Genomic DNA, 13,512 nt, shown 5'->3' on the forward strand with positions numbered 1-13,512 from the left:
ACATTTATCTTTAGACTTCAAAACACCAAATATGGTCTATAAATTAACCGCATAAAATCAATTTTAACCTGTAGCCATATTTTAGGGCAAGACATTTAACAAAAACCCAATTAATGAAAAGAATCTTCATATTTATTACAATATTCTGTTTTTATAATGCAAAAGCTCAGACTGATATTCACTTAACAGACATTATAAAAAATATTGAAAGTCAAAGTAAAATAGATAGTCTGAAATTTCTATATCCAAATCTAACTATCAAAAAACACACTTTATCTACTGGAGATAAAAACATTAATAAAAAAGTTTTCTTGCTCAAGGACAAAGAAATAATGGCAGACAGCGTTGATGCAATTAAACTATTATCCCGAAAAGACATAAAAGAATTTAAAGTGAAATATATATTTATTAATGGAAAAAACCTTAGCGAAAAGGAAATTAAGAAAATTCAAAAGAACGCTAATAAAGAATTGAAAAAAGGAAAAACTTTTAGTGAAGTTGCAAATAAATACTCAATGGATCCTGGAAGTAAGGACGGTGATTTAGGATGGTTTCCTGAAGGTCGAATGATTAAAAGCTTTGAAAATGCTATTAGAGAACATAAAAAAGGTGAAATATTTCAAGTTTCTGACCAAACTAGAAATTGGTATTTTATAATTTTAAAAAATCACACTGAGAGAGACGCAAAAATTTATGAGTATATAACAATTACAAAATCGTAAAAAAAACGAAAGCACAACACCGTGTATAATTAATGGCTGGTTCTTGCCTACTTACGAAAATCCTCGCGGATTTTCTATTCGGTTTTTATTTGCTAAATTAGGTGCTTAAACACGCCACTAATCATACACATAACCGTTGTAGTGTATTTGAGAAAAAACTGAAATTATGACAAGAAACTATTGGAATGAAGAATGGAAAAATGTGGAATTTGACGATGGAATTTCCGAAAATGAAAAGTTCAAAATTTCAAATTACGGTCGAATTTTAAACTGTAAAGGCGAAACCGAATTTGAAGTCAAAAAATCATATATCAACGGATATCAAAATATTCCGCTAAAACAAAAAAGCGGAAAATCTACCAGCAGATACGTTCACAAACTTGTGGCTGAACATTTCCTCGAACAGAATGATGGAATTTATGTAATCCACCTGAATTACGATAAAACCGACAATCGAGTAGAAAACTTAAATTGGGCAACCAAAAGAGAAAAGGAACTGCATCAATTCAATAATCCGAATTGGGAAAAAATTGTAAAAAAAAGAGGTAGGAAAATCGGAAAACTAAATGAGGGAAAAGTTAAAATCATTAAGCGTCAATTAAAAAACGAAAAGAACAGAATTAATATGATTGCTAAACGTTTCGGAGTTTCGGACACGCAAATTCATAGAATAAAGAAAGGAGAAAATTGGAGTCAAGTAACCGAATAAAAAAACGCACTACAACACCGTATATAATTTATTGCTAGTTCTAGCCTACTTACGAAAATCCTCGCGGATTTTCTATTCGGTTTTTATTTACTAAATTAGGTGCTTAAACACGCAACAAACCATATACAACAACGTTGGCAATAATATGACTAAACTACTTACATTCTTCATACTTATTTCACTTTTATCTTGCAATAATAAAGTCCAAGACGAAGCGAAAACGGATGGAAATATAGAAAAATCGCTTGAATTGAATTTAGCAGAATCCGATAATTTGAATTTTGCCGAATTACTAAAAAACAATCCATTTGAACTAAATTTAAGTTCCAAAAACTTAACTGAATTTCCTGACTTAAGCAGTTACGAAATTCATTCTCTAAATGTTTCGGACAATAAAATAGAATCAATTCCTCAAACTAAATTACCCAAAAATTTAAGGACATTGATTGCTAGCAATAATGAAATATCAAATTTTAAATTATCTAATTCAATAGATGCTTTAGAAAAAATAGATTTATCAAAAAATGAACTTGATACATTTTATGTATATAACGGTTCGAATAAAATCATTCTGAATAATAACAATCTTGTTTACGTGAAATTTTTTGGAAATAACATCAATTATCTTGACATTTCAAATAATCCGAACTTGAACAACGTTGTTGACTTTTTTCCGATAGGTATTGACACTATTTTAAGGAGTAATATTTTGAATAAAAAACCTCTTTACGACTTTTTACAAGGCGAAGATGGAATGATAATAATAAAAGATTAAATACTATTGCCAACACCGTGTATAATTAATTGCTAGGTCCTTCCCTACTTGCGAAAATTCCTGCGGAATTTTCACGGGTTAGTAAATGTTTGTTAACTTAGTTGCCTAACCACGCAACTAACCATACACAAAACCGTTGTAATGCATTTGCCTAAATCAACTAACTGAATTACTTCTTGAATTAATAGCTACACTCATTTAGACTTTTGAATTGAAATAAAACCGAATAGATTTATAAAAAAACAATGAATAAAACCAACCTAATTTTAGCTTTTTCATTAATGTGGTTTTCTTTTTCCTTTGGTCAACAAAAAGATACGATTTATGGGAAGGTTAAATCTATTAGAGAAAAGGTAATATTTCTAACTCAAAGAGAAAACCCAAGACTATTTGAAATTGATGGTGACTATGGACACTCTGGATTTATGGGACCTGAATCAACAATTTCTCGATTTAAGAATATTTGGTATTCAACCAACTTTTGCTACTACATAAATTATGAAAGACATTACAATGAAAATGGTCTTTTGATTGAAGATATTTGGTACGATAAAAAAGACTCGCTTGAAAACTACTACAGATATGAGTACGATAAGCAAGATAGACGTGTTAGAAAAATTGATTCCTTATACGATTTGGTTTACATTGATACTCATTACTATGAAAGAGATAAACACGAAACCATTATAAGCCAAAATTCGGATTTAGATTTTTATAATTATCGTTATAGAGATATGACGAAAATGGAAAATTAATTAGGCAAAAAAGGATTGACGAATACGGAACTATAGATGAGTATATTTTGAACTATAATGATAGTGGAAAATTACTTTACCGAATTTATAAAAATCCAAATAGCTATAGAAAAATTGGAGAAAGAAGTTGGTCTTGGGGAGTACAAGACACAATAGGTAATATTTATAAAGATTTAGTCAATAAATATGACGAATCGAATAAATTAATTGAGAGAAAAACATATGGATTAAATTCAGATGGTGACCATAAGGGAACAAAGTTAGGTGAACACACAATTTTCAAATACAAGAACGATAATTTAATACAAGAAATAAGTGGTTTCTCAGGTGATAGACCTTACTATACTAATTACGAATATGATAAAGAAAATAGATTAACGAAAAAATACTACTTTACCGAAAAGGAATCGAATACTAGAAGAATTGAAAAATATGACTATAAAGATGATAAAATAAGATTTCTAGAATACACAGAAGAAGATTGGACTTCCAAAGAATTAAGAACTTATAAGATTGAATTTAACTATAAATATGATGATAAAGGAAATTGGAATGAGATAGTCAAAAAAGTAGATGGAAAGAAATTATATAAATGGATAAGACAAATAGAATACTATAAATAAAAACGCATTACAACACCGTATATAATTTATTGCTGGCTTCTTGCCTACTTGCGAAAGTCCTCGCGGACTTTCTTGGTCGGTAATTATTTACTGAATTAGTTGCTTGAAACACGCAACAAACCATATACAACAACGTTGTAAACAATTTAAGAAACCGAGAAACTATGAGTTATGATTTAATGGTTTTTAACCCCAAAACTGCACCAAAATCGGAACCTGAATTTTTGGAATGGTATGACCAGCAAACTGAATGGACAGAAGACCATTCCTACGATGACCCAAAAGTGACTTCGACTGAATTACGGAATTGGTTTATGGACATGATAATTGAATTTCCTGCAATGAATGGACCTCACTCACCTGCTGACCTTGACGACCGAATTGACGATGACGAAATAACGGATTATAGTGTTGGAAAAGACGTGATTTATTCTGCATTTAGGTGGTCATTAGCTGAAAAAGCATATCCCAAAATGTTGGAAATGGCAAAAAAGCACAAAGTTGGATTTTATGATGCAAGTGGAGACGGAAATATTATGTTTCCGAATGAAAACGGAATATTAGAATCAATAAATAAAAAAACGGAATCGAAACCTTGGTGGAAATTCTGGTAAATAAAAACTGTTTACAACAATGTATAAAAATAATTGCTCAGTTTTGGGCTTAACCAAAGGTCGTTGCAAGTTTACTACGTCTGATTTTCCTGCGGAAAATCCTCGCACGTAAACCCGCAACTATTCTTATACGAAACCGTTAGCCACAATTTAAAATCAGAACGCAAATGAAACAAAATGACATACTAAAAATTGGAACATTTAGTATTTTATGCTATTTGATTTTAAGAGTAAGTCATTATATTTTAATAAAATTATTACTATTACTTAATTTAAAATTCCAGATTGAAAATGAAATAATGCTTTTGACTTTAAGCGGAATTATTACTGGCATTTTACCAATTATTATTTTGATAATTTCCATTAATAAAAGCATACTAAAATCAACTCTTCCGAATTTCAAAATCATATTTTCCTTATTTATAGGATTAATAGTTCTGACTTTTATTAGAGAAGGAATTGATATTTATAGAAATCAATTTATGTCAATCTCAGAACTTGGCTCATTTAAAGAAGCATATTTTAATCAATTATCTTGGTCAATTGCTTTCTTCTTATTTGTTTCAATTGCATTACTAATATTCTATCTGATAAAGTTAGGCTCATTAGAAAAACAAAACTTAGAAAAGGAATCTGGAATTTTGAAAGTTGGAATTTCAAGTGTATTATGCTATTTAGTATTTGAAAAGGTATATATAATTCTGACTTCAATACTTACCTGGATATACACACTATTGAAAATAGAAAACGAATTTATAATATTAGGCATTAATGTTCTATTTGGCTTCTTGTCTATATTAATCTTAATATCAATTTACAACAGAATAATAAAGAATAAAATTCCTACTAAAAAGAACATTTACATACTCTTTTTAATTGGAATTTTATTAGTGTTTTTAGTTTCAGGAAATAGCTTTTTAGTTTCTGAATACCTTGTTGATAAAACTGAATTAGAATTTTCAAATTATAAATTCTTATCACAATTCAATTGGACTACTGAATTAAATTATTTAGTTAGGTTTTTAGGACTATCTTATTTTATTTGGAAATTATATTCCGAAAGAAAAACTGTGGCTAACAACGTGTATAATTAATTGCTAGTTTTGGCTCACTTGGGAAATTCCTCCGGAATTTCGCCGTTCGTACTTTATTTAGTAAATTCACTGCTGAAACAACGCAACTAATCATACACAAATACGTTGGCGTTAATTTGAGAAAACCGAACAGAAATTAAAATTATGGGATTTTTTGACAATCTATTTAGGAAAAAAAATGAATCAAATTCATCGGAATTAATAACTGAAATTCCCGAAAGTTGGAGTGTTTTGACTGGAGAAAATAATGGAAAACCAATGTTTGTGCGGAAAAACGTTGCGTGCGACAAAATAGCTGGAAATAAAAATTATTCAACGAATTGCGGAATTGCTTTCAAAATGTTATCGCCAAATGCTGATGGATTACCTGACATTGAAAAAGAACCTGAATTGGATAATCTCGAAGACGATATATTCGACTTTTTAGAATCCGACTTGAATTCAATTGTTCCAATTACTATTACGACTTCTGGATTTAGAGAATTTGTGATTTACACAAAAGATTTAGCGGAATTTAATGTGAGGTTGGAAAAATTAAAAAATAAATATCCGAAATATGAGCTAACGACTTATAACAAAACTGACCAAAATTGGAATACTTATAAATCGTTTAAATAAAAAAACTAACGCCAACACCGTATATAATTTATTGCTAGTTCTAGCCTACTTACGAAAATCCTCGCGGATTTTCTATTCGGTTTTTATTTGCTAAATTACGTGCTAAACCACGCAACAAACCATATACAAACACGTTGTAACACATTTGACCAAATCAACAAAATGAAGAAATACAAATTAAACATTCTGACATTTTTACTACTAATTCCATTTTTAGGAATTGGACAAATACCGAAAGGACATTTTTTGGATGCAGACAAATCGGCTGAAAGAGGATATAAAGTAAAGCCCTTTAAACAAAATAAAGAGGAAATATATCATTATGCTGTTTTAACCGAATTACCATTTGAAAATGACTGTGATTCTGGACTTTCAGAAAAGGAACAAATCGCTTGTTCTGAGCAAAATTTAAGAAACTTCATTTATCCTAACCTAAGTTCAGAAATTGAATTTAAAGGTAATGTTTATGTTTACCTAACAATTACAGAGGACTCGAAAATTAATGATGTGACTGTTAGTTCATATCCAAAGTCCGAAACGACAAACGAAATCATAAAAGAAGCGATTAATTCCATTGAATTTAGACATGGTAAGTTTAATGACAAAATCGTAAAATCAAGACTTTGGACTTCATTCACATTTCCTTCTTCATCTAACGAACTTTTTTCTGTGTCTTTAGCAAAAATGAAAGAAGATGAAAATCCAGAATACAAAGACTATGAAAATCTGATTTTCGATGCAAGTCAGTATATCTTTTCAAATCCTGTTTATCCAAATGGAACTGAATTTAAATCAGCGGCTCAAATCGTAGGATTTTGGATGAACAGAGACATTGGAATGGGAATACCAACCTTTGGAAAATTCTACGACGCTTTAACTAACGAAAATAAACAACAGTTTCTTTATGCTGTTGCAATGATAAATTACGGATTAGACCAAAAGGTAAATCACAACCGAATTTTAGAGTGCAAACCAAAAGACGGACATAAATATAGCGAACAAGAAGAAGTTAAGGAAGTTCAACTTGGAGGAGCGAAAATATTATTGGAATTTATTGGAGATAAGAAAAACAATGTTCCAATGACATCAAAGACAAAAAAATATTATAAAGTATACGAAAAAGGAGAACTTGAAGAAAAAATATTTAAATAAAAACGTGTTACAACACCGTGTATAATTAATTGCTTTGGCAAGTACTTATCTGGAAAATTCCTTCGGAATTTTCTCGCGTTCGTTTTTGTTTACTAAATTAGTTGCTTAAACACGCAACTAACCATACACAACAACGTTGGCAAACATTTCGTCACACCAATAATTTTAGGGCTTTCACCCAATTCTGTTAGTATTTACAGTACAAATATTACGCTAGAAGTATAATCTGAATCTTAAAAAATATTACGCTGGATTTTATCACTCTTACGGAACTTTACGCACGAATTTTGGCTTGCCCAACTTTTACTCATTAATTCGAAAATATCGCAATCCTCAACTTTTGGCTGATAAGCGGAATGTCAAAACGTACGGTTGAACTGTTCGCCATTTAATTAAACGGAATTTGGTTGCTTAAATCAATCGATACTGATTCTCTTTGTGGAAAAAACGGAATAATAATTCGGAGATTTTTTTTGATATTTAAGTAAAAAATGCAAATAACGTATGAATAGCAAAATGTTCGGAAATATTACGTGGAAACAGTACGCAGGAAAATAAAAAACGTTTGCCAACAATGTATATAATTCATTGCTGCTTCTCGCCTACTCACGAAAAGCCCTTCGGCTTTTCTATTTCGGATATTATTTGCTAACTTACTCGCTTATAACACGCAACAAATCATATACGAAACCGTTGGCAAACATTTCGTCACACCAATAATTTTAGGGCTTTCACCCAATTCTGTTAGTTTTTGCAGTACAAATATTACGCTAGAAGTATAATCTGAATCTTAAAAAATATTACGCTGGATTTTATCACTCTTACGGAACTTTACGCACGAATTTTGGCTTACCCAACTTTTACTCATTAATTCGAAAATATAGCAATCCTCAACTTTTGGCTGATAAGCGGAATGTCAAAACGTACGGTTGAACTGTTCGCTATTTAATTAATCAGAATTTGGTTGCTCAAATCAATCGATACTGCTTCTCTTTGCGGAAAAAACGGAATAATAATTCGGAGATTTTTTTTGATATTTAAGTAGAAAATGCAAATAACGTATGAATGCAAAGCGTTCGGAAATATTACGTGGAAACAGTACGCAGGAAAATAAAAAACGTTTGCCAACAATGTATATAATTCATTGCTGCTTCTCGCCTACTCACGAAAAGCCCTTCGGCTTTTCTATTTCGGTTATTATTTGCTAACTTACTCGCTTATAACACGCAACAAATCATATACGAAACCGTTGTAGTGCATTAAAAAACGATGAAGAATAAGAAATCAAAGACATAAACGAACAAATTGAATTTGGGTTAGACTCAATTAATTCTGAAAAGACTATTGAAATCAAATTGAAAGATTTTATGTTGATATATAAAACTTTTGAGGAATTTAATAGGTTTTTTCATCAGCCAATGCATTATCCAACAATAGAGGATATTGAAATTTACTTAAGAAATAAAGATGCTGGAGCTTTTTCTGTAATTAGTGAGATTTATTACAAAGTATTGCCTCAATATTTACCGAAAGAGATTGAAGATAAATTCGGAGAGGAAAATGACCCTTTTGACATTTCTAAATATCCATACTACTACAAAGTAAAAAATGACGAAAATATTGATGACGGAACTTTAAATATTTCGGACAGAAAATCTTTCTCGAAATTTGCTGAGAAATTACTAATGGACTACAAAAAAAATGGAGAAAAATGGGAGATTAAAAGAATTGATGATTTTATAGAAAACATCAACCGATATGCAGAAGATATTGATGGATATTATAAAAATATGAATTTTGAGACATCTGCTGAAACACCAACTTGGAGAATATTTGCACAAATTCTGAAAGGAGCAACTGTTTATGAATAAAAATAACGCACTACAACACCGTATATAATTTATTGCTAGTCTTAGCCTACTTACGAAAATCCACGCAGATTTTCTATTCGGTTTCTATTTGCTAAATTAGGTGATTAAAACACGCAACAAACCATATACAACAACGTTGTACAACATTTTGAAAAAAACTTTCGTAATCATATTGACCCTAATTGGAATTCTTGCTTTTGGACAAGAAAACAAAATGACTGAAATTGATAATCAATCAAAATCAATCGATTCTGACACTGAATTAATCGAATCAAATTTTGAATTGACTAATGAATCTAAATTAAAGGTTTCGTATAAGGAAAATCGAATTTTTAAAATAGTCCAAGAAATGAATGTTGATTATGGAGAAATAAAATCGGAAATCTATTTAGTCGCAAATAAGCCAATTAAAATAATTGAATCTGAAAGCACGTATTTCTTTCTTACTGATTCTATTGCAAAAATAAAAGGTTACAGTATTGACATCGAAGAAAATTTAAGAGTTGTTTCATACATAACTAACTGGAATAAAAAACAAAGAGAATTAATAGTTACTGGAGAACCAACTGAGAAAAAAAATATCTCTTACGAACTGAATAAATATGCTAGAATTATCAGAAAAGCCGAAATGTTAATTAATGAATAAAAAAACGTTGTACAACACCATGTATAATTAATTGCTTTTTACGTGCTTACTTGCGAAAATTCCTGCGGAATTTTCTCGGGTTCGTAAAAGTTTGCTAATTTAGTTGCTTAACCACGCAACTAACCATACACAAAACCGTTGTAACACATTTACCAAACCAACGAAAATTGAAATTAACTAAAAAACATTTAGGAATTTTTGACACCTACGAAGGAAAAAAATCATCGTTGGAGAATGTTGGAACTTCAAAGGAAAAAGGATTATTCCAAAATGGAGAATTTGAGAAAATAACGGAATTAGTACAAACCGAATACAAAATCAAAAAAAACGAACTTTCAGAATCTGAAATACAAAATCACAAATCTGAACTGAATGTAATATTTGATAACAACTGGAATAAAAAATCGCTCAAATATTTATCGAAAAAATATTGTGAACCTGAAAAAGAACAGAGCACTTTTGACTCAATAATGTCAATGCTTTGGGCAATGTTTGGATAGAATATGAATAAAGCTATTAAATACACTTATATAACCATTGGAGTTAATCTGCTAATAGCAATTGTAATATTTCTATGGCTATTAGCTGGAACTAAAAATCCGATAAAAGATTTAGTTGATTTTATTTTAGATTTTCACTTAAATTTTGGACTAGGAATTACTTCTTTGTTTGTTTCGGGTTATTATATCGGGAACAAAATGCAAAGTCTGATTTGCCAAAGAAAATGGAATTCTATTTTGGTTGGAATGTTTGGACTAATGATAATTTTAATTTGTGGAGTTTTTGGAGGTTCAACAATCGGATTTATTGAAGAAGGTCTTGCAAATGGAGATAGTATTTACGATGCAATTATTGACTATTATTACAAGCCTTTTTTCTGGATATTAATATTTGGATTTATTCCGACTTTTATAGCAGGTGGAATTTTAGGCGGGCAAATAAAAAAAACGTGTTACAACAATGTATAACCGCAATTACGGCGGATTCGACTACGTCCGAATCCACTCGGAATTACTAAAGTCAGTGCTAAACCGAAAATTAACGCATATTAACCCGTAACTGACGGTTATACGAGACCGTTAGCAGCAATGCAATTCGTGCATTTTCGCCTAGTTTATTTTTCGGAGATTTTTTTTTAGACTTTTAAGTCAGATAAATTAAAAAAACTCAACTTATTAAAACTCAGTTGACGTCGGACTTGTTTCTCATCTGCCAAATTAAAGCCTGTGAGATCGTAATCGCTAATCAGCATAACGACGTCGGACTGACTAGCAGAACGTGCAATTCTGAAACTTAAAATAAAAAACTGCTGCTAACACCGTGTATAATTAATTGCTTCGTTTCTGAGCATCTGGAATATTCCTGCGGAATATTCTCAGGTTCGTGGGTTTTTGTTAACTTAGTTGCTCAACCACGCAACTAACCATACACATCAACGTTGCCATCCATTTGAGAAAAACGATTTACATATTAATATTTTTAGGATTTGGAATTAATTTCTGCTTCTCTCAAACAGAATCTGAAAAACGATTTGGTTTGACCGAATTTGACTCAAAAAAGCACGACCGAATTTATCTTGTTCAAATTGAGGATTATCAAAATGTAGAATTGATTGATTTCAAAAATGGAGAATTTAGCGGATCACTAACTCATTCGGTGTGGACTATAAACAGAAAGGGCATAAGAAAAGATAGCATAATTCAAAAAATCACGATTCCGAATTCTATGGCGGAAAAACTAATTTCCGAACTGAATAACAACGGATTTGGAAATCTAAAAGATTGCAACGAAGTTGAAAACTGTATTAGCGGATTAGATGGAACAACGACTTTTTTTAAAGCAATTAAAAATGGAGAAATAAATACTGCTTCCTATTGGGAATTAGAATCAGATTATTATTACAATTTAGATAAAATAAAAGCACCAGCAGAAGTAATTAAAGCAAGAAAACTGATTTCAATTATAAATGCAGAATTTGACTTAAGCAAACAGTTTCAGGATTTCCTAAACCGACTTCCAATTGGACGATATTCATTCAGTATGCAGATAATGAAAAAAGGATAAAAAAAACGTATGGCAACACTGTGTATAAAAAATGCTTATTTTAGTGCTTAACCCAAAGGAAAGTGCGTGTTTGCTTTCTTCCGATTTTCGTTCCGAAAATCCTCGTACGCAAACCCGCACTTTTCATACACAAAACCGTTAGCAACAAGCAAAAATCAGAACGCTGAAAAATGAAAGAAGTCAAAATTGAAGTCTATAACAGAAAAGAAAAAGTTACGACTACTCTTTATGTTGAACAATTATCTGAAAACAAATTTCGGATGATTGACAATGACTTATTTAATAAACAATTGACTTTAGGTGTGGAATTTGAAACTAAAATCAACTCTGAAAAAAAACACGAGGTTGTGAAAATTCTAAAGGAAACGGAATTTATTACTCGAAGATTTGGACTAACACCAAACTATAAGGGATCTGATTATCGAATGCTTGGAGAAGAATTAACAAAAAGAGGCGGATTTTGGCAAGTTGACTTTGGGAGTATTGCGACTGTGAATATTCCAAAAGATTTTGAATTTGACATTAACCAAGTAATTAAAGAATTAGAATTAGTAGAAATAACAGATTAAAATGCAATCAAAATCAATCGAACAATTAGAAAATGACTATTGGAAAGAACAATCTGAATTTCCAACTAATTTGATTAAAAGGTGTTTTGAATACAGAAAAATAAAAGTTTCAGAATTAACAATAGAACAAATTCGACTTTTGATTTCACAAAAAATCGGAATTGAATTTTTAATTGGAATAGCATTAGAAAAACTTGAACAGAATATAATTGTTGAAGGAGATTTGTATGAGGGAGATTTATTAGATTCTGTTTCAAAAGTGCCAACTGAATTTTGGAATAAAAACTCAACTGAATTTCTGAATTTCAAGAATATCTTTGAGTCTAATAAAGAGAAAATTTTATCGGAACTCGGAGAAAAAGAATATAACCGAATTTCGGAAAGAATAAAAGCCAGTTGCTAACACCGTATATAATTTATTGCTGGCTTTTTGCTTACTTTCGAAAGTCCTCGCGGACTTTCTTGGTCGGTAATTATTTACTAAATTAGTTGCTTGAAACACGCAACAAACCATATACAAACACGTTGTGGCACATATGAGAGCAGGAATATTATTCATATTATTAACAATGATTTTTAATTCAGTAAATGGACAAGATTTGAACGGAAAATGGATACTAAAACAAATCGATTCTGGAAATGGAAAAAAGGGTTATCCTGGTTTTCAACTTCTGGAAATCAACAACGACAACGTTGACATTTATACTGATTTCTCACTTAAAGAAATAGTATCAACTTTGACAATGGATAATGGAGATTTATTGAACTATAATAATGAGAAAACCTCTAAATACGAAATTGTTAATGAAAATCATCTAAAATGGTTTATTGACGGAAAAGCAAATGACAAAGCCGCTGTTTTTGAGTGTGACTTTTATCGACTCGAACCAACAATAACAACGCTGAAAAAAGAAGATATTGAAAAACTGACATTCGTAGTAGTCGAAAATGAACGTGAATCTGAATTTAGTTTTAACAAAGAACTCTGGGACAAAGAAACTTTAGAGTTATTTAAAAGAAAAGAAGGCGAAAAAAAAATAATCGAAAAAATTGAATCTACTTTTTTCGTTTCAATGTTTTATAACGGAAAAAGAATTGGCTCAATACCAATTAAAGAAGTTTCGACTGAATTATTAAAACTTTATGCAATTCCTGATGGACCAATGGAAATAATTGCATACCGAAAAAAATAAAATACGTGCCACAACAAAGTACTGTGGCAAAAAACAAGTAAAAACTCATTAATTTTTCACTAAAGTACTTTTATAATTTCCATCATATATTAATCCCGATTTAGCTA

17 protein-coding genes are annotated in these 13,512 nt (G+C 30.5%); all 17 read left to right on the forward strand.

Annotated elements, in window-relative coordinates:
• Positions 1–113: 113 nt before the first annotated feature.
• The 17 genes from DFQ09_RS18110 (at position 114) to DFQ09_RS18190 (ending at position 13,405) form a co-directional block, all read left to right on the forward strand.
• A complete protein-coding gene (locus tag DFQ09_RS18110; RefSeq protein WP_115812949.1) occupies positions 114–722 on the forward strand; it encodes a peptidylprolyl isomerase in 609 nt (202 codons plus the stop codon).
• A 166-nt stretch (positions 723–888) separates the two neighbouring features.
• Positions 889–1,431 carry an HNH endonuclease gene (locus DFQ09_RS18115; RefSeq protein ID WP_115812951.1) on the forward strand — a complete coding sequence of 181 codons (543 nt, stop codon included), beginning with the start codon at positions 889–891 and terminating at the stop codon, positions 1,429–1,431.
• A gap of 145 nt (positions 1,432–1,576) precedes the next feature.
• Positions 1,577–2,206: a hypothetical protein gene (locus DFQ09_RS18120; protein ID WP_115812953.1), complete on the forward strand. Its 630-nt coding sequence runs from the start codon at positions 1,577–1,579 to the stop codon at positions 2,204–2,206.
• A 245-nt stretch (positions 2,207–2,451) separates the two neighbouring features.
• Complete coding sequence (locus DFQ09_RS18125; protein WP_115812955.1) at positions 2,452–2,961, forward strand: hypothetical protein; 510 nt, start codon at positions 2,452–2,454, stop codon at positions 2,959–2,961.
• A 47-nt stretch (positions 2,962–3,008) separates the two neighbouring features.
• Positions 3,009–3,584, forward strand: coding sequence for a hypothetical protein (locus tag DFQ09_RS18130; RefSeq protein ID WP_115812957.1), 576 nt, complete (start codon positions 3,009–3,011; stop codon positions 3,582–3,584).
• A gap of 164 nt (positions 3,585–3,748) precedes the next feature.
• Positions 3,749–4,198, forward strand: coding sequence for a hypothetical protein (locus DFQ09_RS18135; RefSeq protein ID WP_115812959.1), 450 nt, complete (start codon positions 3,749–3,751; stop codon positions 4,196–4,198).
• A gap of 167 nt (positions 4,199–4,365) precedes the next feature.
• Positions 4,366–5,292, forward strand: coding sequence for a hypothetical protein (locus tag DFQ09_RS18140; RefSeq protein WP_115812961.1), 927 nt, complete (start codon positions 4,366–4,368; stop codon positions 5,290–5,292).
• 144 nt (positions 5,293–5,436) lie between these two features.
• Positions 5,437–5,910: a DUF695 domain-containing protein gene (locus DFQ09_RS18145; RefSeq protein WP_115812963.1), complete on the forward strand. Its 474-nt coding sequence runs from the start codon at positions 5,437–5,439 to the stop codon at positions 5,908–5,910.
• A gap of 162 nt (positions 5,911–6,072) precedes the next feature.
• On the forward strand, positions 6,073–7,062 hold the full coding sequence (locus DFQ09_RS18150) for a hypothetical protein (RefSeq protein WP_115812965.1): 990 nt from the start codon (positions 6,073–6,075) through the stop codon (positions 7,060–7,062).
• 1,367 nt (positions 7,063–8,429) lie between these two features.
• The gene (locus tag DFQ09_RS18155) at positions 8,430–8,933 is read left to right on the forward strand and encodes a DUF7660 family protein (RefSeq protein WP_147298371.1); all 504 of its coding nucleotides are present in this window, start codon (positions 8,430–8,432) and stop codon (positions 8,931–8,933) included.
• Between the two features lie 148 nt (positions 8,934–9,081).
• Positions 9,082–9,579, forward strand: a complete 498-nt coding sequence (locus tag DFQ09_RS18160; protein ID WP_147298372.1) for a hypothetical protein — start codon at positions 9,082–9,084, stop codon at positions 9,577–9,579.
• A gap of 167 nt (positions 9,580–9,746) precedes the next feature.
• Positions 9,747–10,079 (forward strand): hypothetical protein, encoded by a 333-nt coding sequence (locus DFQ09_RS18165; RefSeq protein ID WP_115812971.1) that lies wholly within the window; start codon positions 9,747–9,749, stop codon positions 10,077–10,079.
• A gap of 3 nt (positions 10,080–10,082) precedes the next feature.
• On the forward strand, positions 10,083–10,547 hold the full coding sequence (locus DFQ09_RS18170; protein WP_115812973.1) for a hypothetical protein: 465 nt from the start codon (positions 10,083–10,085) through the stop codon (positions 10,545–10,547).
• Between the two features lie 568 nt (positions 10,548–11,115).
• Positions 11,116–11,643, forward strand: a complete 528-nt coding sequence (locus DFQ09_RS18175; protein ID WP_147298373.1) for a hypothetical protein — start codon at positions 11,116–11,118, stop codon at positions 11,641–11,643.
• Positions 11,644–11,813: 170 nt separating this feature from the next.
• The gene (locus DFQ09_RS18180; RefSeq protein WP_115812977.1) at positions 11,814–12,212 is read left to right on the forward strand and encodes a hypothetical protein; all 399 of its coding nucleotides are present in this window, start codon (positions 11,814–11,816) and stop codon (positions 12,210–12,212) included.
• A 1-nt stretch (position 12,213) separates the two neighbouring features.
• A complete protein-coding gene (locus tag DFQ09_RS18185; RefSeq protein WP_115812979.1) occupies positions 12,214–12,615 on the forward strand; it encodes a contact-dependent growth inhibition system immunity protein in 402 nt (133 codons plus the stop codon).
• 133 nt (positions 12,616–12,748) lie between these two features.
• A complete protein-coding gene (locus DFQ09_RS18190; protein WP_115812981.1) occupies positions 12,749–13,405 on the forward strand; it encodes a hypothetical protein in 657 nt (218 codons plus the stop codon).
• Positions 13,406–13,512: the final 107 nt, after the last annotated feature.

This window comes from Winogradskyella pacifica (genome assembly GCF_003386275.1).
GTDB lineage: Bacteria > Bacteroidota > Bacteroidia > Flavobacteriales > Flavobacteriaceae > Winogradskyella > Winogradskyella pacifica.